We start from the raw sequence: 23,229 nt of genomic DNA, 5'->3' as shown, positions 1-23,229 counted from the left end.
AGATAACGCGGAGGAACTCTGTGACCGATACCAAAAGCTCCAGGATCTACTTCGGTGGAGTGCCGGTGGACCGGCATCTGTCGGTGCGGATCCGCGAGCTGGCCGCGTCCGTCGTCACGGAGCTGTCCACGCAGCTTTCCGCCTACGCGTCGCTGCCGGAGGAGGAGCTGCGCGGTGACATCACCCAGACGACCCGGACCTGCATCCGGCTGTTCACGCACATGCTCCGCACCGGCGAACCACCCGCCCACGGACAGCTGAGGGAGTTACGGGAATCCGCCGGCCAGCGTGCCGACGAGGGCGTTCCGCTGGAAGCACTGATCGACGCCTACCACCTTGGTGCCGAGGTGTGCGTGGACCGGGTCATCGCCACGGTCGAGCCCGGCGATCTCCCCGCGATCCTGACCGTCCAGCGCCTGCTCCTGCGATACCTCCGGACAATCATTTCCGAGGTCTCCGCGGGCTACCTCGAAGCCAGGCTGACGGCCATCCACGAGGAACAGGACGCGCGGCGAGCGATGCTCTCCGCGCTGCTCGCCGCCTCGCCGGCGGAGATAGCCGCCCGGCGGGCGGCGGTCAGGCTGCCGGCGTGCTACGCGGTGATCAGCCTGGAGATCGCCCCGCATCCCGACGAGCTCAACCCCGCGGTCGACGCGCTTGTCGCCGCGCGCCGCAAGCTGCGCCGGATCCGGACGGAACTGGAAGGCGGCGCACCGGCCGTCGTGCTCCACGGGCTGTCGCCCGACGGAGGGCTCGTCCTGGTGCCCCTCGACGACGCGGTCGGCGCGCGGCCCACGGAGAACCTGGCCGAGCGCAGCTGGGGTGCGCTGTCGTCGCTCGTCGGCCAGCTCGGCCGCGCCGCCCGCGCGGAGATCACCGGCGGTGTCGTGCCGGCCCGGCCGGACGCCGTCGCGCCCGCCGCCCGGCTGGCCACCGAGATCTGCCAGATCGCCCGGGCGTCCGGCCGTCCCGCCGGGATCTACCAGCTGGGCGACGTCGCCTTCGACTACCAGCTCACCAGGCCGGGGCCCGCGCGTGACTATCTGGCGTCACGGCTGCAGCCGCTGGCGAACCGGCCGGACCTGCTGGAAACCCTGCGGGTCTTCCTCGCCTGCGGGCTTGACCGCCGCCGGGCCGCGGGACGTCTGCACGTCCATCCGAACACCGTCGACTACCGGGTGCGGAAGGCGTCCGCGCTGACCGGTCTCGATCCCACCAGCAGCGACGACCTGCCGATGATCCACGCGGCCTTCACCGCCCACGCCGCCGACGTGGGTGGGCTCGGCTGAGCGCCTTTCCCATCGTCGGCTCGGATCCACGGCAACCTCTGGCCGTGGCCGGCGAGATGGCAAAGGCTCTGATATTCCGGGTCAACGGTGCGCGGCTGAACGAGGACACCTTTGTTATGGACTCCAAATCTTCGGCCGCAGATCTGGGAAAGTGCACGGTCGTGCCCGGCCCCGCGCGTCCATAGGCTGGCGGCCAGTCCCGAACCGCCGGGCAGCGGACTCGTCGACAGCCGGCCGGGAAACCACGCTCCTTCATTCCCGCGGTTCCGTCGCGCTTCCCCGAAGTCGGAGGATTACATGGTCGTGGCTGGAAATGAAGGCGTCGACCCGTGGTGGCCGGAATTCGGCGCCCCCGCGGATCTCGCGGTGATCGAAGAGGTACCGCTCGCGGAGCGGGGTCTGCCGGCCAGCACCCATGCCCTGCTGCGGCACGCCGCACAGACCTGGCCGAGCCGCCCGGCCGTCTCGCTGCTGCCGTCGGGAGAAAAATGGGATCGGCCCGTCGTCTGGACGTTCGCTGATCTGTGCGGCCGCGTCAACCAGGTCGCCAACGTCCTGACCCGGCTGGGGGTGGGCCGTCGGGATGCCGTGGCGATCCTCGCGCCCAACAACGGGCTCGTCCTGGCGGCTTTGCTCGCCGCACAGACCGTCGGGATCGCCGCGCCGCTCAACCCCGGCCTGGCCCACGACCAGATCGTGGGTCTTCTCCGCCTGTCCGGGGCTCGGGTGCTGGTCACCGCGGGGCCGGAACTCGACCCGGAGGTGTGGGCGACCGCGGTGCGGCTCGCGGCTGGCGCCGGGCTGCGAGCGGTGCTGGCGGTGCGCCCGGACGGCGCCACCGGAATCCCGCCGGCCCTCGACGGACCCGTCCCGGCCCTCGACGGACCCGTCGCGGGAACCGGCGCCGCGGCCCGTGTGGCCTACCTCGACGAGCTCATGGCCGCCGAGCCGGCGGACACGCTCACCGCGCCGGACCGGCCGCGGCCGGGCGACATCGCCAGCTACTTCCACACCGGTGGGACGACCGGGTCGCCCAAGCTCGCCGCGCACACCCACGCCAACGAGGTCGTCAACGCCTGGCAGATCGCGGTGGGCGTCCGGCTCGCCGACGACGTCGCGGCGCTCGCCGGGCTACCGCTGTTCCACGTCAACGCCGTCGTCCTCACCTGCCTGGCGCCGCTGTACCGCGGCCAGCACGTCGTCTGGGCCGGCCCGCTCGGCTACCGCGACCCGTCCCTCTACCGGGTGTTCTGGAAGATCGTCGAGCGATATCGGGTCGCGGCGATGTCCGCTGTGCCGACGGTCTACTCGGTCCTCGCCGCCTGCCCGGTCGACGCCGACATCTCCACCCTGGTCCTGCCCGTCGTGGGCGCGGCACCCCTGCCCGAGGAGATCCGCCGCGGGTTCGCCGACCGCACCGGGGGGCTGCAGCTGTGCGAGGGCTACGGGCTGACCGAGGCCACCTGCGCCTCCGCCCGGAACCTGCCCGGCCATCTCCGTCCCGGCACGGTCGGCCAGCGCCTGCCCTACCAGCGCATCAGGGCGGTGCGCATCGAGGCGGACGGCACCTGGACCGACCTGCCGGCAGGTGAGACCGGTGCCCTCGTCATCGCCGGGCCCAACGTGTTCCCGGGCTACCTCCGCCCGGGCTCCGACGAACCCGGTTCCGATCCGGTTCCGGATCCGGAACCGGAACCGGCCGGCAGGATCGCCGACGGCTGGCTCGACACCGGCGACCTGGGCAGTGTCGGCCCCGACGGCTTCGTCCGCCTCGTCGGCCGGGCCAAGGACCTGATCATCCGAGGTGGGCACAACATCGACCCGACGTCGATCGAGGACGTCCTGCTGCGCCACCCGGATGTCACCGCCGCGGCGGCGGTCGGCCGGCCCGACGCGCACTCCGGCGAGGTGCCCGTCGCCTATGTCGCCGTGCGGGCGGGCGCGACCGTGGCTGCCCAGGACCTGCTGGAATGGGCAGCGGCGAGAATCCCCGAGCGGGCCGCCGTGCCGAAGGTCGTCCACCTGGTCGACAGCATCCCGATGACGCTCGTCGGCAAGACGTTCAAGGTGCCGCTGCGCGAGGACGCGGCCCGCCGCGCCGCCGGTGCCGCCCTGGAGGAAGCCGGCCTCGCCGAGGCAGCGGCGACCCTCACCGTCCACACCGAAGGCGGCGGGCCCGTCCTCACGGTCACCGAACCCGCCGACGAGAGGTCAGCAGCCCGCGTCTCCGCCGAGCTCGGCCGCTTCGCCACCGCATGGCGCTTCCGCCCAGCCACCCGCGCGGTCGGCCCCACCACCGTCACCGGTGGATGATTTCTGCTGGCCTGGCGAGCAGCACCGCGCAACAGTCCGGCTGCACCACCGAACAGCGGGACCGCCTCGTGCGGCGGTATCTCGCGGTGCTCGACCGGCCGGACTGGTGCGACACCGTTCGTGCCGGCATGGGCCAGCGGAGCGACGACTTCGGCGCCTGGTTCGCCAGCGTGGCACTGCGGCTGGGGCTGCAGGTTTCACCGACCCGACCAGTGGGTGACAGCGGGTGAACTCAGCTTGCCGTGAGGCGCGATCGCAAGATAGTTCGCTGTGCGAATTTTTGGGTGGTTGGGTGTTAGTCTGGCGGGATGGGCGAGCAGGGTGATGGCCAGATCGGGGTCGTGGCCGCGCTCGTGCGGTCGGCTTTCCTGGTGAATGCCGTGTATGCCGAGTCGAGTCGCGAGCATGGACTCACCGCGCAGCAGGGCCAACTGCTCTGCGTGCTGATGGCGCAGCCGTGCGGCATGGGTGAGCTGGGTGCGATTCTGGGGCTGGCCAAGTCGAGTGTCACCGGCCTGGTGGACCGTACCGAGCGCAACGGTCTGGTCCGGCGCCAACCTGACTCGCGCGACTCCAGGGCCGTCTGTGTCGCCCTGACGGCGCAGGGCCGTGAGCTCGCGGCCAGGTTCTATGCCGAGACCTGCCGCCGGATCGAGAAGCTGCCGGCGGGGCTCGGCCCGGCCGACCGTGCCGTTCTCGCGAGCCTGCTCGGCCGCGTCATCGTGGACAACCAGGTTCCGGTGGTCTTCGTGGAGCTGGATGAAGGGGCGTCCGCCGCCGGGTCGGGATGAGCGGGGGCCGCCGGGCGCGCGCCACGGGCTGAGTGTTGCGGTTCGTACCACGAACTATTATAGTTCGTGGTACGAAGTTCGCTGGGTGGGGACGGAACGCTCCATTGCGCGATCGGTGTCTCGCCGGTCGGCCCGCTCCAGCATCGCCGGAATCGACCCGCGCCCGGGAATCAGGGTGAGATCCTCAGCCCAGGTTGCCGGCATTTTCGCCGTGCCTGCGCCAGGAGCGGCGATATCAATCCGAAGGGCAAGAAATGTCTATACCAGAGGTTGTGTTCGGCTTCGGCGCGCACAGCGGCGTCGACGACGCGCCAGCGCTGCTACAGGCCGCCCAACAGGCCGATCGCGACGGCCTCGACCTCTTCTCCCTGTCGGACCATCCGTATCTCGGCGTCCGCCTGGACGCCTACGCCGCCATCGGCTTCATCCTCGGGAACACGCATCGCATCGCCGGGTTCGCCAACGTCAGCAACCTGCCGAGCCGGCCCGCCCCGCTGCTCGCGCGAGCGGTGACCTCACTGTCGGCGCTCTCCGGTGGCCGGGTCGTGTTGGGCCTCGGCGCGGGTGGCCGGTGGGATCGGATCGCCGACCTCGGCGTGCCGCGGCTGTCCGCCAGCCAGGCGGTCGACGCCTTCGAAGAGGCGATCGTCCTGGTCAGGAAGCTTTCCGGTGGCGGGCCACCGGTCACGCACCGGGGCCGCTACTACCAGGTGAACGACATCGAGCCGGCGCCGGTGGCGGCGCCGCCGGTGTGGACGGGATCGGTCGGCCCGAGATCCCTGGCCGCCACCGGCCGCGTTGCCGACGGCTGGATCCCCGGCCACGCGGCCGACTGGCGCAGCGAGCGATACCGCCAGTCACGTCCGGTCATCGACGAGGCCGCCGCCGCCGTGGGCCGCGACCCGCGTGACATCCGCACCGTCTACAACCTCCCCGGACGCATCACCGACCAGCCGCTGCCCGCCACCCGTGACGGTGACGGCCGGTGGATCGGCGGCTCGGTGGGCCAGTGGGTCGAGGAACTGACCGCGGCGGTGCAGGAGCATGACGCCGCCGGTTTCATAATCTTCTCCCCGGACGGCGGAGCCCAGGACGCCACCGGCATCGGCCGCTGGGCCAATGAGATTGTTCCGGCCGTGCGGGCTGCGACCGTCCAGGACGGCCGCATCCGACCGGACCGGTAGGCCGACCCTCGGCGTGCTGCTCAGCCCCGCGACCTGACCTGGCACCACCGGGGCCCCCGCCGCCGTCCCCGGAATTCAGGCAACGGGTGGACCGGATGGCGAACAGGTGAATATAGATCGAAGTCGGTGTCGGGGAATCGGCGACAAAATGCATCGGGAAGTACTGTGGCGTGGACAGCAGCTCGGGCAAGAAATGAAAGGACAGCAATGAGGCGCGTCTTCACGTCATTTCGGCTGGTTGCCCTGTTCGTGGCCGCTTTTGTCGGCATGGTGCTCGCTCCCGGAGCGGCATTGGCAGCCGGTCCGGCGTCGTTCTCCGTCGTCGCGGACGACTGCCTGTTCGGCTATACAAAGGGCGAACTCACCTGGCGCACCCTTGGCACGCCCGGAGTGCCGGTCGTGGACGTCGCGGGATCGGTTTACGACATGCGCAACAACGTGTGCCTGCCCATCCGCGACGACGGGCTGCGTACCACCGCGTTCTTCACCGCCTACAGCGGCACCGTGGCGGTGGATCGGGCGGCACGGCGGGTGGACAACGGGGAGCGTGCGTTCGCGTTCACGCTCCAGCCCGGTCCCGTCGTTGGCACCATCGACCATGTGACCATCCGGGTCTGCCGGACTGTTGTCCCCGGCGCGGTGGCTCCGTCCACCAGCTACTGCGGCGCGCCGCAGACCTTCTACGCCCCGACCCGGTAGTTACGGCGCGGTGCGGGCGGGCGGGTTCGTCACCCGCCCGCCGGTGGCCTGTATGTCCCGTGACCGGAGCTTCACGGCCAGCGCTGTAACCAGGTCAGGAGGGGCAGTCGAGGCCGAACTCGGTCATGACGGCGGCGGGCACGCCTTCGCCGCAGCCAACCTCGGCGGAGCCGTAGCTGACGAGCCGCCAGGCATCGCCGGTTCGGTGCAGCACCGCCTGGGCACCACCGGCCGACGGGGAGTAGGCGCCCGCGTAGGCCCAGGTGGAGTCGATCGAAGAGATCCTGATGTTCTGAACGACTACATCCCTGGCAACCGTCGGCTCACTCTTCACGGCGGCGGTGATCGCGTCGACCGGCGACGGGGATGGCGTGCGGTGCACCGGCGATGCGGTGACGACGGGCGTCGGGGACGCCGTGGCAGGCTGAGCCGGGGATGTGGAGGTGGCGGGTGCCGGAGACCCGGCGACACCGGTGCTGACCGGCGCGGACACGGTTTCATCCTGGTCACTGCCATTGCATCCGCCCAGGCCGACGGTCAGGCTGACGACCGCCGCGACCACCACCGCGGGCCTTGTCAGCGCCGCCATGCGTTTACGCGTCACCTGAACCCCCTCGAAAAGCACGGTCGGCGGAGGTTAACAACCGATGATCGACCACGGGGGAAAGAGTCGGATGTCGGTCACCGCCACGCCGACGAGCGCGAGCCCGTGGTCGGGCTGATGGAGACCGCCTGAGGCCTTGGATGGGGGCGACCACGGACAGTCCGTGGTCGCCCCGGGCACTACGAGATCTTCGCGATGGCGCCGCAGGAGAGAGCCGGCGCGCTCCACTTGCCGTCCTTGAGGTGGGCGAGCGTGCCGCAGGGTGACGCGGCGACATGGTTCAGCGGCCAGCGGGTCTCCGGTACCGCCCCGGCGACGTAGTTGGTGTAGTCGCCGTTGAGGGTCTTCAGCAGCGCGTCGACGGTCAGGTCACGCCCGACCTTCTGCAGGGCCGTGACGAGCATGTCGGCCGCCCAGTAGCCGGCCATCGCGGGCAGGCTGTCCGGCAGGTCAGGGGCGTAGGCCTTGAAGTCCGCCATCATCTGCTTGATGCCGGGGACGTCCGTGGACAGACCGGGCTGCCACTGCATGACCGCGTAGGTGTCCGCGAGCTCCTTTGCCCCGGCCAGGCGCGGGTCGTAGAAGGGGGTGAGCAGGATTCCGTCGTACCCTGCCGCGCGGAGGGCACCGAGCAGCTTCACGGCGTCACCGACCGGCGTGACCATGAACACCGCCGCCGGCGGCGCGCCCTGGTCGGCGGTCATGACCGCCTGGACGATCGGCGTCGGGTCGGAAAGGCCGGAGACGGGGATCGGTGTCTTCTCGTAGACGACGTTGAATCCGGCGGCCTGGAATCCCTGGGACACGGTGATGTTGCCCTGGCGGGCGGCGTCGTTGTCGATGCCGATCATCGCGATGCTCTTCGGGGATCCCGCCGGGATGAGGGCGTTCACCATCGCGGGCGGCCCGGTGTTCACCGAGGCCCGCTGCTCGGCGGTGGGCGTCTGGCACCCGACGATGCTGAAGCCGATGGCGTTTCCGCAGAAGCCGCTTTCGGTTCCCCAGCCGAAGAAGGGCGTGACGTCCTTGCAGAACGTGTCAATGTAGCTGGAGGTCGTGGTGAGCACCGGAGCCGCGGCGAAGACCTCATCCCGCGACACGAGGGCGGTGGCCTGGGCGGAGTTGCGCGCCGGATCCGAGCCGTCGTCGCGCACGCCGACGTAGTCGATCGTGCGGCCGGCTATTCCGCCCTCGGCGTTGGCGCGGGCGAACCGCGCCTTCGCGCCCGCGTCGGCGTCACCGAACGCGATGCCGCTGGGGCTTGTCACCGTCGCCAGTCCACCGATCTTGATGGACGTGTCGGTGACACCGCGAGTGGGGTTCGAGGCCTTGCCCTGACAGTCCAGCGAGGCCGCGTCGACGGTGACGTCGGTCTGGTTCCAGCCGTGGTCCGCGCCGAGCTTGAGCAGGGCCGGGTCCACGGCGGCGGTGTCGTTGGTGCTGTCCCCGCCGCCGCATCCGGCGATTCCGACAACGCCCGCCACAGTCAGGATCAGCACCGATTTCCTGAATAACCTTCGCACCTGGTTTCCTCTCTTCTGTGAAACCGGACATCGTGTGTCAGGGCCCTGCCCGTCGAGGGCTAAGGTGCCCGCGGCACCGGTTTTCCCGGCGCGAGCCGTAATGGTCAGGGGATGACCACCGAACGTAGGACGTCTCCGGTGTGCATCCGGGAGAACGCCGATTCGACGCCGTCCAGCGAGATCTCCTCGGTGACGAAGGCGTCGAGGCCGAGCCGGCCCTGAAGATAGAGATCGATCAGCATGGGAAAGTCGCGGGACGGCAGGCAGTCGCCGTACCAGGACGACTTCAGTGCGCCGCCGCGACCGAACACGTCGAGCAGTGGCAGTTCGAGAGTCATGTCCGGCGTGGGGACGCCGACCAGGACGACGGTGCCCGCCAGGTCGCGGGCGTAGAAGGCCTGCCGGTAGGTTTCCGGGCGGCCGACGGCGTCGATCACGACATCGGCACCGAAGCCGTCGGTGATCTCCCGGATGGCGGCGACCGGATCGACTTCCTTCGCGTTGACGGTGTGGGTCGCGCCGAAGCCCTTCGCCCACTCGAGCTTGCGGGGATCGGTGTCCACCGCGATGATCTTCGCCGCGCCGGCGAGATGGGCGCCGGCAACCGCGCCGTCTCCGACACCGCCACAGCCGATCACCGCGACGCTGTCACCGCGGGTGACCCCGCCGGTGTTGACCGCCGCCCCGATACCGGCCATCACCCCACAGCCGAGGAGCCCGGCCACGGCCGGGCGTGCGGCGGGGGAGACCTTCGTGCACTGGCCGGCGTGTACCAGGGTCTTCTCGGCGAAGGCGCCGATGCCCAGGGCGGGTGACAGCGCCGTCCCGTCGGGCAGCGTCATGGGAACGGAGGCGTTGTGGGTGGCGAAGCAGTACCAGGGCCGGCCTCGCAGACAGGCACGGCAGGTGCCGCAGACCGCCCGCCAGTTGAGCACCACGAAGTCGCCGGGGGCCACGTCCGTCACGCCGGCGCCGACCGACTCGACCACTCCGGCGGCCTCGTGCCCCAGGAGAAAGGGAAAGTCGTCGTTGATGCCACCGTCGCGGTAGTGCAGATCGGTGTGACAGACCCCGCAGGCCTGGATTCTGACGACCGCCTCGCCCGGGCCGGGATCGGGCACCAGAATGGTGGTCAGTTCTACCGGCCCACCTTTTCCGCGGGCGATCACACCACGGACTTCCTGCATCATCGGTCTCCTCGGAACCCTCAGGGTCTTTTCCTTCTCGCGGCGCGGGAGCGTCAGTGGCGCCGCCGGCGCGAGTCGACGATGGAAACGGCACCCGACAGATCCGCCCCGTGCCGCCCTGCCGCCCTGTGAGACCCGCTGACGGCCGGTCCAGGAACATCTGCGCATCGCGTTGAATCACCACCTCGGGCCGGCGGATAACGGAAATGTGGAACGGGAGAAATCGGGAAGCACAGTCGTGGGTGCGCGGGAACGAGAGCGCTCGGGGTGGGTGGCCGTGGCGGGGCGAGGCCCGCGCCACGGCGAGCCTCGCGGCGTGCCACGCGCTGCCCGCGCGTCGCCGTCGCTGTACCGGTCGCCGCCCCGGCCGCCGTTCCGCATGTCGCCGTCACTGCCCCCGTCGCGGTCGAGATCGCCCCTGACGTGCTGTGCCGGCAGGGCAGTCACTCATCACCAGCTTCCAGAGGGGACAATGACACATATGATGGATCGATGTTTCTTCTGGGGCAACGTCCAATCCGGAGATCGATCGATCGCTGTGCGTAGTGGTTTTCGGATCCGGTCGTCTGGAGGATGGTGGGATGACCGGTGCCGCCCGGGCGGCTCGGTGGCGCTCCGCGTCTCGGGGCCCGGAGGGGCGCGTGGCAACGGGCGGGCGCGGCCGGGGTACAGAGTGCAAGAACACTTCTTGACCCGCGGGGCCGCCCAGGGCGGGTAGGACAGTCCGGACGGTCAGGGCACAGCGCCGTGGTCAGGCAGCAGGGAGTGGCAGGCATGGGTCGCAGAGGGTGGGCCGGAGTACCGCCGGCCGACGACGCCCAGGCGCGCGAACGCATCATCGACGCCGCGATCCAGAGCGTGGCGCTACGCGGGGCGGCGGGAACCACCCTGTCCAACGTCGCCACCGACCTCGGTGTCATCCGCAAGACCGTCTACCGCTACTTCACGAGCACCGAGGAACTCTTCGCCGCCGTGTCAGACGCCGCGGCGGAACGCTTCGTGGCACAGTTCGAGGCGACTTTTCCCACGGACGTCGACGACATCGCCGATTTCGTCGTCGAGGCGATGGCGTTCATCATCGAGCGCTTTCCGGACGAGCCGCTGCTCATGCTGCTGCTCGCCGGCGGCTATCCCACCACGTTCAGTCGGCGGATGATGGCACCCGCCCAGATCGCCCGCGTGCGCACGATCCTGGTCAACCGGCGCGTGAACTGGGCGGAACTCGGCTACGACGACGAGATGCTCGATCAGCTCGTCGAGCACATGCTTCGGATCATGCAGTCACTGATCCTGGTCCCGCCCGACCCGCCCCGGATGGGTCAGGAGCTGCGCGACTACCTCCGTCGCTGGGTGGGTCCCGTCCTGTTCCCAGCTTCGCAGCGGGTCCCGCGTCCCGTCGGATAGCCGCCCGGGGCGCGCAGCCATTGCTGCTGAGCAAGAAGCGAGGATTTCGGCTGCGACAACAACCAAAATCTTCGCTTCTTGCGGATCGCCAGGTGACTCTGTGCCTCGTTTGCCGTGGTTGGCGTGAATTGCTTGCGCGGTGCGGCGCGGCGCGGCGCGCCGGCGCGGGATCCCCGGTGGGCCGCCATATGGCGGATGCGCGCGGTCGGGTGGCCTAGAATGCCACCCGGAATCCGATGTTGCCGGCTGAGCTGTCGGGGGTGTTCGAGCTGCGCGCGGCGACGCGATACCGGTTGCAGTAGGACGAGTGACACATGTGCGAGCCGCCGCGCATGACCTTGGCGAGGCCACTGGGCGGCCCGGTCGGATCCGAACGCGGGCCGGTGGTGTGAAAGTCGGCGCTGAACCAGTCCCCGCACCATTCCCAGACATTGCCGACGACGTTGTAGAGCCCATGGCCGTTGGGGCGGTATGCCTTGGCCGGGGCGGTGCCCAGATAGCCGCCCGCCCCCGTGTTCACCGTTGGGAAGACGCCCTGCCAGATGTTGCACTGGTGCCGGCCCTTCGGCATCAGCTCATCACCCCACGGGTAACGGCGCTGCTCCAGGCCGCCGCGTGCGGCGTACTCCCACTCGGCCTCGGAGGGCAGGCGGGTGCCCGCCCAGGCGCAGTAGGCCTGCGCGTCGTTCCACGAGACATGCACGACGGGATGGTTCTGGCGGGACGCGATGGACGAGCCGGGCCCTTCGGGGTGTTTCCAGAACGCCCCGGCCACCGCATGCCACCAGGGCACCTCGTGGACGACCGGTGAGCTCGTGGCGACCTCTTCGGAAAGGAAGCCCTCGAAGACGAAGGAGAAATCGTGACGCTCCGCGTCGGTGGCGTACCCGGTCGCCTTGACGAACGTGGCGAACTGGGTGTTGGTCACCGTCGTCGCCTCGATCGCGAAGGGGCTCAGGTCGATCTCCCGGACCGGCCCTTCGCCGTCCGCGGGGTAGCCCTCCTCGTCCTCGGTACCCATGAGGAAACGCCCACCGGGAAGCCTGATCATCCGCGTCGTGCGGGCGCCGGCTGCTCGGATGGGCGCCGCCACGCCTCCGGCGGTGCCGGGATCGCGGCCGGGGGTGCAGCAGGAAGCAGACATGGGTTTCTCTTCGTTTTCTCGTCGTCGGACCGGTCGCGGTGGCCCGTCCCGTGGGGTCGGGCCGGGCCACCGCCATCAGTGAGCCCTGCGCGGGCCGTCAGGCCGCGCGGTCGGCGGTGAGCTGGGCGGCGAGGGCGGGGATGCCGAGAGCCTGCTCCTGCGCCGGCGTCGCGTTGTAAAGGAGATTCACCAGCTGGCCCGGGTCGTTCACCAGGTCGTAGTACTCACGGAACAGCACCTGCCCCGTCCCGGCCTGCTGGCCGCTGGCATTGGCGTGCAGGTCGTAGTACTCGACGTACTGCCTGGTGGTGCTGACATAGGAGGCCCAGGTGGGTACACCACCGGCAGCGGTGCCCTTCTTCCAGAACTCGGTCAGGATGTGGTCGCGGCTGGAGGAGGAGAGCAGCGAGAAGCCGTTCTGCGGGGTGTTCGGCGTGATTCCCGCGGCGTCGAGGATCGTCGGGGCGATGTCGATGTGCCCGACGATGCGGTTGTCGACCGTTCCGGAACCCAGGCCGCCGCCCGGCCAGGACACGTAGAACGGCAGCTCGTGGGCCGGCGTGTAGGGAACCGACTTGGCGACCCGGCCGTGGTCGCCCCACAGGTACCCGTTGTCGGGGACGTAGAAGACCAGCGTGTTCTCCAGCTGCCCGAGGGCCACCAGCTTGTCCCGGAAGGCCTGCACCGCGTCGTCCACGGACAGCAGCGTGCGCAGCTGCCGCTCCCGCACCGCCTGGCCGTCGGCGAGGGTGCTGGTCGAGTTCTGCACGTAGGGCGGCTTGTCGCTCTTGTCGGTCTCGTGCACCGCCGGCCGGCCGTTCCACTCCGGCACGACCGTGTCGGCGTACTGGGCGGCCGGTGTGTTGGGCCCGTGCGGGGCGTACGGAGCAACGTAGGCGAACCACGGCCGCGTGTCGGTCGCGGCCTTGTCGAGGAAGCTCAGCGTCCGGTTCCTGAGGACGTTGGTGGTATAGCCATTGATCGTCTGGACCGTGCCGTTGACGTTGTAGGTGCCGTCGACGTAGCTCGGCTTCAGCAGCGCCCATTCCTCGAAATGCGGCGGGCTGGCGTTGATGTCCCAGCCGTTGAGGTACTTGCCGAACAGCCCGGTGCGGTAGCCGGCCTGGGTCAGGTAGCGCTGGACGGTGGTGTTCTGGCCCAGGTTTCCGGGGTTCGCGTTGACCCGCACCCCGTGGTTGTGGGCGTAACGACCAGAGAAGATCGACGAGCGTGAGGGCGCGCACAGCGGGGTCGTGCAGTGGGCGTTGGTGAACCGGACACCCTGCTCGGCAATCCAGTCGTAGGTCTTCTGCGTCGCCCACTGCGTCGCCTTGGGCTGGTCATCCGTGACGATGACCAGGATGTTCGGCCGGGTGGCCGCCGACGCCGGCGAGACGAGCCCCGGGATCGTCGACAGGCCGGCTGTCGCCGCCGCGGTCGCCGCCGCCAACGACCCGGCGAGAAAACCTCGACGGCTGGTCGATCCCGGCTCGCGTCCGGAGCTCTCCGGATTTCCCTCGTTCATTTTCGCGTCCCTTCCTGGGATGCTCGGGCCCGTCGGCCGCTCCAACGGGCGATTTCGCGCCCGCGCCGACTAGCGGAGGTCGATCCGGCGCAGGTCGTAGGCGGCGACGGTCCGGCCGAGCTGGGCGCCGATCTCGTCGGTGTGGCGGAAATGGACGCCTTCCCAGACCCGGGCGTCGATGTTGTCCTGGGTCGCCTGCCGCCACGAGCTGTAGGTCCGGGTGACGCCGGGTGCGGTGGCGCTGGTGACGGCGATCGGCCGCGCCGGGCCCGAGCCGGTGAACGCCTCCAGCACCCGCTGCGCGGCACCGGCATAGGTGGCGTGGCCACTCGGGTACTCGGGGTGTGCCGGGGTCGCGATGAGCGGCGTCCAGTTCGGGTCCGCGACGGTCGTCGGGTCGCCGTCGGTGTCGGCGAAGCGGATGGCGGTGACGGGGCGCCAGCGGGTGTAGACGTACTTCGCCTCGTAACCGGCGATCTGGGCGTCGATGGTCACCTGGTGGAAGGTGGCGACCAGATGCGTCTGCCAGGCCAGCGGCCGCGTGCCCTCCTGCTCGACGAGCCCGCGCAGGATCGCGGTGTAGCCGGCGAGGGACGACTGGGCCCAGAACTTCGCGACGTCGGTCTGCTCGGCGGTGCGCACCGTGCTGTCGACGGACCCGACGGCCCGGACCTCGGCGAGGTCACGCTGGTAGGCCGGCGAACCGAGCGGGTCCGGCGGCCCGGGACGGAACCGGTTCGCCGGGCCGAGCAGGAACGTCCGCCCCTTGCCCTGCCCGGATCCGACGGCGGGAGCGTAGGCCGGCGGCGTCGGCCGCCAGATGCCCGGCGCCTCCGCCGGCGGGGTGTAGGGGGCGTTCACCGAGGCGACGTCCAGCCCGTCACCGGCCCGCTCGGCGAGCAGGGCCCGGGCGGCGCGGCGCCCCGCGGAGATCCCGGCGGTTTCGTCCTTCCCGTCGGGGACCTCCGCCAGCGTGGCGGTCAGCGCCGCGTCCAGCTCGGCGGTACGGGCGGGAACCTGTGCGGCGAGCCCGTCGTGGATGGCGGTCGCGAAAGCCGCCGCCGCGAAGTCCGCGTCATTCCGGCCGGGGCCGCCGTGCCCGCCGGAGCCACCGGGGCCACCGGGGCGGCTGGCGATGGCCCGGTCGGCGGCCAGCCAGCTCACGGCCCAGATCCGGCTGTTGGTGACCTGGGCTGGCAGGGCCGCCGCGGCGACCGTCTGCGCGGTGATGTCGTACCAGTCGAGCACGACATCCGCGCCTGGCCCGGTGCTGCTGGTGGAGCCGGTGGGTGCCGGTGCGGCGACGGCTCCGGTCGTGGTGGTGCTGGCGAGCGTGGCGGCGGCCAGCGTGGCGGTGAGGAGGAGGGCCCGCGCGAGCGGGCGGGTACGGGCGCGCGACAAAGGCACGGTCGTCTCCGTGAAGGCAGGAACGAATGCGTCTTCGGGCAGCCGGCATCGAAGGCCGGAGCTGATGGGGAACGGCGAGGTGCGTCAGAGGCCGTGACAGGCCGCGCTCGTCACCCGTCCGAAGTCGACGTACGGCCGACCCACGAGGAGACACGAGCGCATGCTCGGACTCTCCCATGATCCGTGCCCGCTCGACAGCAATTTCCCACTTTTTCGGTCGACATTTTGGTGAATTGCTGTCGCGTGCCGCGCGTGTGGATCGCTGTCAGCCCCGCCTGTGCGCCGACGCCTGCGGTTGAAGCGTTGGCGTGCTCTCGCGGGCGTCTTTCGGGCCCGGTTGAAGCGGGTCGCCGTCAAGCTGCCTCGAACCATGCCAAGCTCGCCCTGGCCCGCAACCGCGCGGGGTTGAGTGGTTCGGTCGACAGGGAGTCCGCGGCCGAATCCCGGGCCTCGGGTCGCCGCTGCTGCGGCGCAAGAGAGTTGGGGATCCTGACCGCCGGACGGCCTGTCGCGTGGTGGCGCCAGTCAAGATCGACAAGTGGGTGGGCGGGGAGGTTCCCGCTCCGAGAACGCGGCCGGATACCCGAGAGCCCGGTGGCCCGGGTTGACGAGTCGCAAGAGTGAAGGATTTTGGTCGTCGGAACGACCGAAACCCTTACTTCTTGCGGGTCGCCAGGTGCATCTTCGCCCTTTTTGTCGCTCTTGAGGTGAAATGCTATTGCTGTGCAGCGGTGCGGGATCCTCGATGAGGGTGGCCGTGCGGGTGGGGTTCGCCTTCCATCGGCGCGGCTCCGCCAAGCCCAGGCCGGTGGCCCGGATCCGCCGCGTCTCGGGATTCCGCTACAGGCTCGGGGCGACCAAAACCCTCGGGGCTTGCGGACTCGCAAATGCGCAGCCGGCGAGGTGGGCTGCGCCGGGGGGGGGGCTTGGCGGGCGGGCCCGAGGCAGACCCGCCGCGCCGCGCCCGCTGCGCCGCACCCGCCGTGCCCCGCTGCGGCGTGCGGCTCAGTGCGAGGGCGTGAGGCTTTTCGCTGTGTCGGCCGGGGTGGGCTGCCTGGGGGGCGCCGGGGTGGTGTGGCTTTCCGGGGCGAGCCGGAGGTTGACCGCGGCGCCGACGTCGAGCCCCAGCGCGCGGAACTCGTTGCGGGTCAGTGTCACGACGACGTCCTGGCTCGGCTGGCCGGTGGTGGCGACGTCGACGCGGATCTCGAAGCCGATCCGGTTGATGCGGGCGATCTGCCCGCCGATGTCGCCCGCGGCCGGATCCCCGGTGTGCAACTGCAGGTCGTGTGGCCGGACGAGCCTGTCCCCGAGCTGGGTGACCGGGCCGAGGAAGCTCATGACGAAGTCGTTCGCCGGCCGGTCGTACAGGTCGTCCGGGGACCCGATCTGCTCGATCCGCCCCTCGTTGATGACCACGATCTCGTCGGCGACCTCGAGGGCCTCCTCCTGGTCGTGGGTGACGAACACGGTGCTGACGTGCACCTCGTCGTGCAGGCGGCGCAGCCAGTCGCGCAGCTCCCGGCGGACCTTGGCGTCGAGCGCGCCGAACGGCTCGTCGAGCAGCAGCACCGTCGGCTCGATGGCCAGCGCGCGGGCCAGGGCCATCCGCTGCCGCTGCCCACCGGAAAGCTGCGAGGGCAGCCGCTCGGCGAACTGCTCCAGGTGGACGAGGGCGAGCAGCTCGTCCACCCGCGAGCGGATCTCGGCCTTCGGCCGTTTGCGGATCTCCAGGCCGAAGGCCACGTTGCGCCGCACCGACAGGTGCTTGAACGCGGCGTAGTGCTGGAAGACGAAACCGACGTTGCGTTTCTGCGGCGGCAGGTTCGTCGCGTCGACGCCCTCGATCACGACCCGTCCGGTGTCGGCCTGCTCCAAGCCGCCGATGATGCGCAGCAGCGTGGACTTGCCGCCGCCGGACGGGCCGAGCAGTGCCGTGAGCTGGCCGGTCGGAATGCTCACGGAAACGTCGTCGAGCGCCACGAAGTCGCCGAAGCGCTTGTTGACATTGGTGATCTCGATGCTCACCGCTTTTCCTTCGGATCCTTCGGACGAATGAGGGACACGACGACGATGCAGGCCACCGCGACGAGTGCCAGCAGGAAGGCGGTGGCGTAGGCGCCGCCCCGGTCGAAGTTCAGGTATTTCTCCTCGACGACGAGGGTGGCGGTGCGGGTGTCGCCGGAGACATTGCCGGAGACGACCTTGACCGCGCCGAACTCGCCGAGGGCACGGGCCAGGCTCAGCACGACGCCGTAGACCACGCCCCATTTGATGGCGGGCAGGGTGATGCGGCGGAACGTCTGGACGGCGTTCGCGCCGAGGCTGCGGGCGGCCTGCTCCTGGTCGTCCCCGATCTCCTCGAGGACGGGGACCACCTCCCGGATCATCAGCGGCAGGGCGATGAAGGTGGTGGCCAGGATCATGCCCGGGGTGGCGAAGATGACCTGGAGACCGGCATCTTCGAGGGTCGGCCCGAACCAGCCGTCCCGGCCGCCGTAGACCAGGATCAGCGCGAGCCCGACCACGATCGGCGACACCGACAGCGGGACGTCCAGCAGGGCGTTGAGCAGCCGCTTGCCTGGGAACCGGTAGCGGACCAGGAGGAACGAGATGCCCACCCCGAACACCGTGTTGATGATCACCGAGACGACCGCGATCGTGAGGGTGAGCCGCAGCGCGTGGACGGTGTCGGGGTCGTCCAGGATGGCGCGCAGGTCGTCGAAGCCGTCGTTGAAGGTGTTCTTCCCGACGAGGTAGAGCGGCCACGCCACGAGCAGGAACAGATAGGCGATCACGACCAGCCGCAGTGCGTACCGGCCCACGGGCGGCCGGCCGCGCCGCCGGGCCCGGCCGGGCCGCGGCGTGTGCTCGGCCGGGTGGTCGGCGGTCGCTTCGATCGTGGGTGTGTCAGCCACGGCGCACCATCCTCCGCTGCAGGACGTCCACCGCGACGATCACGACGAACGAGATCGCCAGCAGGACGACCGCGACCGCCGCCGCGTTCTCGGGATTGTCGTTCTCGATGCTGCTGAGAATGCGCACCGACGCCACCTCGGTATGCATCGGCAGGTTGCCGGACAACAGCACCAGTGAGCCGTATTCGCTGACGCCGCGGGCGAACGACAGCGCGGCTCCGGCCGCGATGGCCGGGGTCAGGCCCGGCAGAATGATCCGTCGGAAGATGGTGAACCGCCGCGCGCCCAGCGAGGCCGCCGCCTCTTCGGCCTCCCGGTCGAGCTCGGCCAGCACCGGCTGCACGGTGCGGACGACGAACGGCAGAGTGACGAACAGGAAGGCGAGGAAAACCGCGGTGCGGGTGTTGGCCACGTTCACACCCAGTGGGCTCTTCGGGCCGTAGAGGGAAAGCAGCACCAGCCCGGCGACGATTGTCGGCAGGGCGAACGGGATGTCGATGAGGATTTCCAGGACACGCTTGCCGGTGAACCTGTCCCGCACCAGCACCCAGGCGATCGCCGTGCCCATCACGATGTTGACCAGGGTGACGAGGAAGGCGGTCCCGACGGTGAGCTCGATCGCGGCGGCGGTCTGTTCCTGGGTGACCGTGCGCCAGAACTGGCTCCAGCCACCTTCCGACGCCGTCACCGCGACCGCCGCCAGCGGGATGAGAACGAGCAGGCTGAACCACAGCATCGCCACACCGAGGCCCACACCGGACACCCGGGTCAGCGGCAGCCCGCCGGGCGCCGACCCGCGGTCTCCCGCGGATCGGCGCCCGGTGACGGTTGTCGATGTCACAGTGCTACTTGGCCTTGCCCGAGGCGGCGATCACCTTGACCACGATGCCGGTGTCCTCGGCGAAGAACTTCTTCGACAGGGCCGACCAGCTCTCGAAGTCGTCCTTGACGGTGAGCAGTTTCTTCGGCGTCGGGAACGGGTTCTTCGGATCGAGCGCGCCTTCGACCTCGTCGACCTTGACTCCGTCGATGACCGGGCGGAAGCCCTTGAGCGCGAACTGGCGCTGGCCCTCCGGGCTCAGCACGAAGTCGTACCACTCCTTGGCCTTCGGGTCGGCCTTGGTGAGGACGGCGCCGGGGTTCTCGATGAGGATGGTGGTGTCAGGGACGACCCAGTCGAGTTCCTCGCCGCTCTGGCGGGCCAGGATGGCCTCGTTCTCGTAGGCGAGCAGCACGTCGCCGGTGCCGCCCAGGAAGGCGGTGGTGGCGTCACGGCCGCTGCTGGGCAGCGAAACCACGTTCGCGAAGAGCTTGGTCAGGTACTCCTCGGCCTGGGCGTCGGTTCCGCCGTTCGCGGCGATGTGCCCCCAGGCGGCCAGCGCGTTCCACCGGGCGGAGCCGGAGGAGGCCGGGTTGGGGGTGACGATGCCGATGCCCGGCTTGATCAGGTCATCCCAGCCCTTGATGTTCTTCGGGTTGCCCTTGCGCACGGCGAGCACGACGACCGACGACGACACGATGCCCTTGGTGGGGCCGTCGTCCCAGGTGTCGGCGACGAGCCCGGCGTCCACCAGCCGGGTGACGTCACTGGCGACGGAGAAGTGGACGTAGTCGGCCTTCAGGCCTGACACCACCGCGCGGCTCTGGTCGCCGGAGGCACCGTAGGACGTCTCGAACTTCACGCCCTTGCCGGCCTCGGTCTTGTTCCACTCGGTGGCGATGGCCTTGTTCGCCGCCTCCGGCACCGCGAAGCCGACGATGTGCAGCGTCGTGGACGAGCCCGAACCGCCGCCGCTGCCTGCTTCGTCGTCATCGCCTCCTCCGCAGGCGGAGATCGCCAGGCTGGCGACTAGGGCCAGAGCCGCCACCGCTCTGAACCGGTTCTTCATGGGAAACCTGGCCTCCTCTGGCGCCTGCTGTGGCACCTGTCTGCGCGCGTGCGAATCTCCGAGCCCGAGGCTCGGCAGAAACTGGATCATGATGGTGTGGATGGACACGGGGAGCTGTCCGTAGGGCCGCGTTGCCGCGGCCCGCGCTGGTGGAGCGACAGGCGAGATGACGGTGCCGCGCAGGTGCACCTCGCGGTGTACCTGCGTGACAGATCGGCTCGCGTGCGCTGACCAGGACTACATATCCCACTTAATCGACCGACTTTCAAGAGTTGGTCGGTAAGGATGTGAAGCTAGGTTTCCAGTGGTGGCGAGTCGGGTGCTGTGGGTGATGCAACCCCGCCATTTGATGGGGCGAGATCGTGTTCGGTAGTGATTAGACCACCATGGCGGCGATCCGACCCCGTTCGGGTGGCCTTGGCGCCAGGTGTCTGGCGTGCGGCGACTTCGCCTAGATGGAGACCTTGTCGGCCAGCACGTCGGCGAGGGTGGCTCGATCGAGAACGTCGTGGATGGCGGCATCCACGGCCAGCCAGACCCGGCTGAGCCCGCGGGCGGCCCCGTCGTAGGTGGCTCGCTCGGCCGGCTCGCCGCGAACGCTCGTCAGGGCTCCGCCGGTGGCCCGCAGGATGTCACCCACGGTGATGCTGTCGGTCGGGCGGGCCAGGCTGTATCCGCCGTCCACTCCCCGTCGGTTGAACAGCAGCCCGGCTCGACGTAGATCCAGCAGGATCGCCTGCAGGTAGGCGAGCGAGATCTCCTCGCTCGCGGCCAGTGCGGGGGCGGCGACCCGGTCCGGGTGCGCGACAGCGAGGGCCAGCATCGCCCTGATGGCGTACTCGGCGCGAGCGGAGATGTACACGGCTGTACTCCTCGCGTGGGTTGTTCATGATCACCGGTGATCAGGCTGGCATGGCCGCCAGCCTTGTCTACTTATTCGATGCATATACTAAATATTGCTGACCCGTCGGTGTCCCGCCTGTCAACCCGCAGGTTGCTGCAGTCCTGTGACGGCCAGGGGTCCGTGACCTCCCGGACCTCGTCGTCGACGGTGTCGGCCCGGTGCGCACGGGTATGGCCCATCGGTGCCGGTGTGGACGGCTCGCGGCCCGTCGACGGTGGTGGCGCAATCTTGACTAATCCGATCGAGATAGCGGAATATTTTCCGACCCGGTCCCCGGCCGGCCGACCAAGGAGATCAAGCCATGACTCTCACAGCTGACACAGGCACCGGCGCAGGCACGGACACCGCGGGCCAGGAGCAGGCCGCGGCCGCGACCGCGGTGGCCGAGCCGCTGTTCGAGATCGTCCCGCTCTCGGGCAACATCGGCGCCGAGATCCGGGGCCTCGACGTCCGCGCGCTCGACGAGCGGGAGGTCGCCGCGGTGCGGGCGGCCTGGCTGCACTACAAGGTCGTGTTCTTCCCGGGCCAGCACCTGACGCCGGCGGAGCACCTCGCGTTCGCGCGGCGCTTCGGTGAGCCGACCGAGGGCCACCCGGTCATCCCCGGTCTGGACGGGCAGCCCGAGGTGTTCGAGATCGACTACAGCAAGGCCAGGGAGCTGGCCGCGGCCTACGGCAGGGTCGGCACCGTCTCGCGCGGACTGGACTGGCACACCGACGTCACCTTTGTGAAGCGCCCGCCGCTCGGCTCGATCCTGCGGGCGGTCGTGGTGCCCCCGGCCGGCGGCGACACGCTGTTCTCCAACCAGGAAGCCGCCTTCGCCGCCCTCAGCCCCGCGCTGCAGGAGTTCCTGGGCACGCTGACCGCCGTGCACAATGGCGAGGCCCAGTTCAAGGGCATCCTCGACCTCGTCGGCGAAGGGCGCTGGGAAGGCGAGACCTTCGTCAGGCTCGAGCCGGCCACGCACCCCGTCGTGCGCACGCATCCGGAGACCGGGAAGAAGTCGCTGTTCGTGAACCCGGGCTTCACCTCGCACATCGCCGAGCTCGACCGCGCGGAGAGCGATGCCCTGCTCGCGTTCCTCTACCAGCACTCGGTGCGTCCGGAGTTCACGGTGCGCTACCACTGGCAGGAGGGGACCATCGGCTTCTGGGACAACCGGGCGACCCAGCACGCCGTCGCCGGCGACTTCGGCGACGCGCACCGCGTGATCCAGCGCGTCACGCTGCGCGGCGACGAACCTCGTTGATCCCCGCGCGACGATGCCGGCCGGGCGAGATACCGGGCGGCAGCGGGCGGACCCGGCGGGTCAACAGCAACCGGCGGGTCAACAGCAGCTAGTCGTTCCGCGCGACGTCCTCGCCGCCGGCCCCGCGGTCGGGGAACGTGGTCTCGATGTCCAGCCCGCCGGTCGGCCGGGCCGTCGCGACCAGGGTCGCTCCGTGCGCGTCGGCGACGGCCCGCACGATCGCGAGGCCCAGGCCGTGCCCGTCGCCGTGCCGGATCCGCCGGCCGTCCAGCTGCTGGAACGGCTCGAAGAGCCGGCCCACCTCCGTCGGCGGCACGACCGGCCCCGAGTTGCGGACGATCAGGCTGGCCCCGCCCGCGGTGGTGGACGTCCTCACCTCGACCAGGCCGCCCGGCCGGTTGTAGCGGATCGCGTTGTCGACGAGGTTCGCCAGCAGGCTCTCCACGAGCCTCGGGTCGCCCGAGACCAGTGCCGAGCCCAGGGACGCGGTGACAGTCAGCTCGGCGGGCCGGATCGCCGGCCGGCGGGAGAGCACCTGCCGGGCGAGGTCGGCCAGGTCGAACGACTCCGGCCGCTCCACGCCCTGCTGACCGCTGGCCAGGGTGAGCAGCGAGCCGATCAGCTGCTCCTGGACGGTGCCCAGTCCCAGCACCTCCTCGCAGGTGGCGCGCAGCGAGTCGACGGTCGTGCCGGGGTCGGCGAGGGCGACCTGGAGCACGGTACGTTGCGCTGCCAGCGGCGTGCGCAGCTCGTGCGACGCGTGCGCGACGAAGCGCCGCTGTGACGCGAACGAGGCCTCCAGGCGTGCGAAGAGGTCGTCGAGGGTCGCGGCGAGCTCCGCGAACTCGTCGGTGCGGCCGGTGGGCCCCAGCCGGCGATGCAGGTTGCTCGCCGAGATGTCCCTTGCGGCCGTGGTGATCGCGCGCAGGGGCCGCAGGAACCGTGCCGACACCAGCCAGCCCACCCCGATGGAGGCCACGGCCAGCACGATCATGATCACCAGCCAGACGAGGAACGGGAACTGTGTCGTCGTGTCCGGCCGCGCCGCGGGCCCGACCCCGACCGGCTCACCCGCCGCGGGCGCGGGCACCGACACCCTCGTCCCGACCAGCGCCGCGGTCAGCAACGTCGCCCCGGACACGAAGAAAGGGACGGCGTAGAGCAGCATCAGCTGTGTCCGCAACCGCTGTGTCCGTATC

At 70.1% G+C, this 23,229-nt stretch carries 20 protein-coding genes; 8 read left to right on the top strand and 12 right to left on the bottom strand.

The genetic code is table 11. The features are described from left to right. Positions 1-20 precede the first annotated feature (20 nt). From AWX74_RS23420 to AWX74_RS23395, 6 genes are all read left to right on the top strand, one after another. Complete coding sequence (locus tag AWX74_RS23420; RefSeq protein ID WP_114476412.1) at positions 21-1,289, top strand: PucR family transcriptional regulator; 1,269 nt, start codon at positions 21-23, stop codon at positions 1,287-1,289. A gap of 303 nt (positions 1,290-1,592) precedes the next feature. Beyond that, positions 1,593-3,602: an acyl-CoA synthetase gene (locus AWX74_RS23415; protein ID WP_207550397.1), complete on the top strand. Its 2,010-nt coding sequence runs from the start codon at positions 1,593-1,595 to the stop codon at positions 3,600-3,602. Next, positions 3,599-3,832 (top strand): hypothetical protein, encoded by a 234-nt coding sequence (locus AWX74_RS23410; protein ID WP_091280893.1) that lies wholly within the window; start codon positions 3,599-3,601, stop codon positions 3,830-3,832. Before AWX74_RS23415 ends, AWX74_RS23410 begins: the two co-directional genes overlap by 4 nt. A 111-nt stretch (positions 3,833-3,943) precedes the next feature. Then, positions 3,944-4,393, top strand: a complete 450-nt coding sequence (locus AWX74_RS23405; protein ID WP_242666374.1) for a MarR family winged helix-turn-helix transcriptional regulator — start codon at positions 3,944-3,946, stop codon at positions 4,391-4,393. A 254-nt stretch (positions 4,394-4,647) separates the two neighbouring features. Next, positions 4,648-5,577: an LLM class flavin-dependent oxidoreductase gene (locus AWX74_RS23400; RefSeq protein ID WP_091280891.1), complete on the top strand. Its 930-nt coding sequence runs from the start codon at positions 4,648-4,650 to the stop codon at positions 5,575-5,577. 207 nt (positions 5,578-5,784) lie between these two features. Next, positions 5,785-6,276: a hypothetical protein gene (locus AWX74_RS23395; RefSeq protein WP_091280888.1), complete on the top strand. Its 492-nt coding sequence runs from the start codon at positions 5,785-5,787 to the stop codon at positions 6,274-6,276. Between the two features lie 94 nt (positions 6,277-6,370). Here AWX74_RS23395 and AWX74_RS23390 read toward each other — a convergent pair whose 3' ends face one another. The 3 genes from AWX74_RS23390 to AWX74_RS23380 all read right to left on the bottom strand — a co-directional run bounded on the left by AWX74_RS23390 (position 6,371) and on the right by AWX74_RS23380 (position 9,590). Further along, positions 6,371-6,865, bottom strand: coding sequence for a RodZ family helix-turn-helix domain-containing protein (locus AWX74_RS23390; RefSeq protein WP_091280884.1), 495 nt, complete (start codon positions 6,863-6,865; stop codon positions 6,371-6,373). Positions 6,866-7,059: 194 nt separating this feature from the next. Then, positions 7,060-8,379, bottom strand: a complete 1,320-nt coding sequence (locus AWX74_RS23385; protein ID WP_091280882.1) for an ABC transporter substrate-binding protein — start codon at positions 8,377-8,379, stop codon at positions 7,060-7,062. Between the two features lie 128 nt (positions 8,380-8,507). Then, the gene (locus AWX74_RS23380; RefSeq protein ID WP_479724499.1) at positions 8,508-9,590 is read right to left on the bottom strand and encodes an S-(hydroxymethyl)mycothiol dehydrogenase; all 1,083 of its coding nucleotides are present in this window, start codon (positions 9,588-9,590) and stop codon (positions 8,508-8,510) included. Positions 9,591-10,364: 774 nt separating this feature from the next. On the opposite strand from AWX74_RS23380, the gene AWX74_RS23375 reads away from it, so the two are divergent. Beyond that, positions 10,365-10,994: a TetR/AcrR family transcriptional regulator gene (locus tag AWX74_RS23375; RefSeq protein ID WP_091280877.1), complete on the top strand. Its 630-nt coding sequence runs from the start codon at positions 10,365-10,367 to the stop codon at positions 10,992-10,994. Positions 10,995-11,208: 214 nt separating this feature from the next. Here AWX74_RS23375 and AWX74_RS23370 read toward each other — a convergent pair whose 3' ends face one another. From AWX74_RS23370 to AWX74_RS23335, 8 genes are all read right to left on the bottom strand, one after another. Continuing rightward, positions 11,209-12,138: a formylglycine-generating enzyme family protein gene (locus tag AWX74_RS23370; RefSeq protein ID WP_091280874.1), complete on the bottom strand. Its 930-nt coding sequence runs from the start codon at positions 12,136-12,138 to the stop codon at positions 11,209-11,211. Positions 12,139-12,235: 97 nt separating this feature from the next. After that, a complete protein-coding gene (locus AWX74_RS23365) occupies positions 12,236-13,663 on the bottom strand; it encodes a sulfatase family protein (RefSeq protein WP_091280870.1) in 1,428 nt (475 codons plus the stop codon). A 69-nt stretch (positions 13,664-13,732) separates the two neighbouring features. Further along, entirely contained in the window at positions 13,733-15,070 is a 1,338-nt protein-coding gene (locus AWX74_RS23360; protein ID WP_091280867.1) for a vanadium-dependent haloperoxidase, read from the bottom strand. Positions 15,071-16,075: 1,005 nt separating this feature from the next. Next, a complete protein-coding gene (locus AWX74_RS23355; RefSeq protein ID WP_091280865.1) occupies positions 16,076-17,098 on the bottom strand; it encodes a sulfate/molybdate ABC transporter ATP-binding protein in 1,023 nt (340 codons plus the stop codon). Next, on the bottom strand, positions 17,095-17,988 hold the full coding sequence (locus AWX74_RS23350) for a sulfate ABC transporter permease (RefSeq protein ID WP_207550396.1): 894 nt from the start codon (positions 17,986-17,988) through the stop codon (positions 17,095-17,097). The genes AWX74_RS23355 and AWX74_RS23350 overlap by 4 nt, the downstream gene beginning before the upstream one ends. After that, positions 17,981-18,829, bottom strand: a complete 849-nt coding sequence (cysT, locus tag AWX74_RS23345) for a sulfate ABC transporter permease subunit CysT (RefSeq protein WP_091280863.1) — start codon at positions 18,827-18,829, stop codon at positions 17,981-17,983. Before cysT ends, AWX74_RS23350 begins: the two co-directional genes overlap by 8 nt. Before the next feature lie 4 nt (positions 18,830-18,833). Beyond that, positions 18,834-19,877, bottom strand: a complete 1,044-nt coding sequence (locus AWX74_RS23340) for a sulfate ABC transporter substrate-binding protein (RefSeq protein WP_165615750.1) — start codon at positions 19,875-19,877, stop codon at positions 18,834-18,836. A gap of 451 nt (positions 19,878-20,328) precedes the next feature. Next, a complete protein-coding gene (locus AWX74_RS23335) occupies positions 20,329-20,739 on the bottom strand; it encodes an RrF2 family transcriptional regulator (RefSeq protein ID WP_091280856.1) in 411 nt (136 codons plus the stop codon). 343 nt (positions 20,740-21,082) lie between these two features. Here AWX74_RS23335 and AWX74_RS23330 point away from each other — a divergent pair, with 343 nt between their 5' ends. After that, positions 21,083-22,030: a TauD/TfdA dioxygenase family protein gene (locus AWX74_RS23330; protein WP_091280852.1), complete on the top strand. Its 948-nt coding sequence runs from the start codon at positions 21,083-21,085 to the stop codon at positions 22,028-22,030. 88 nt (positions 22,031-22,118) lie between these two features. Here AWX74_RS23330 and AWX74_RS23325 read toward each other — a convergent pair whose 3' ends face one another. Next, positions 22,119-23,213 carry a sensor histidine kinase gene (locus AWX74_RS23325; protein ID WP_226931309.1) on the bottom strand — a complete coding sequence of 365 codons (1,095 nt, stop codon included), beginning with the start codon at positions 23,211-23,213 and terminating at the stop codon, positions 22,119-22,121. Positions 23,214-23,229: the final 16 nt, after the last annotated feature.

It is taken from the genome of Parafrankia irregularis, from assembly GCF_001536285.1.
GTDB classification, from domain to species: Bacteria; Actinomycetota; Actinomycetes; order Frankiales; family Frankiaceae; genus Parafrankia; species Parafrankia irregularis.
The sequence above is the reverse complement of the archived record's forward strand: the minus strand, read 5'-3'. Positions and strand labels throughout refer to the sequence as shown.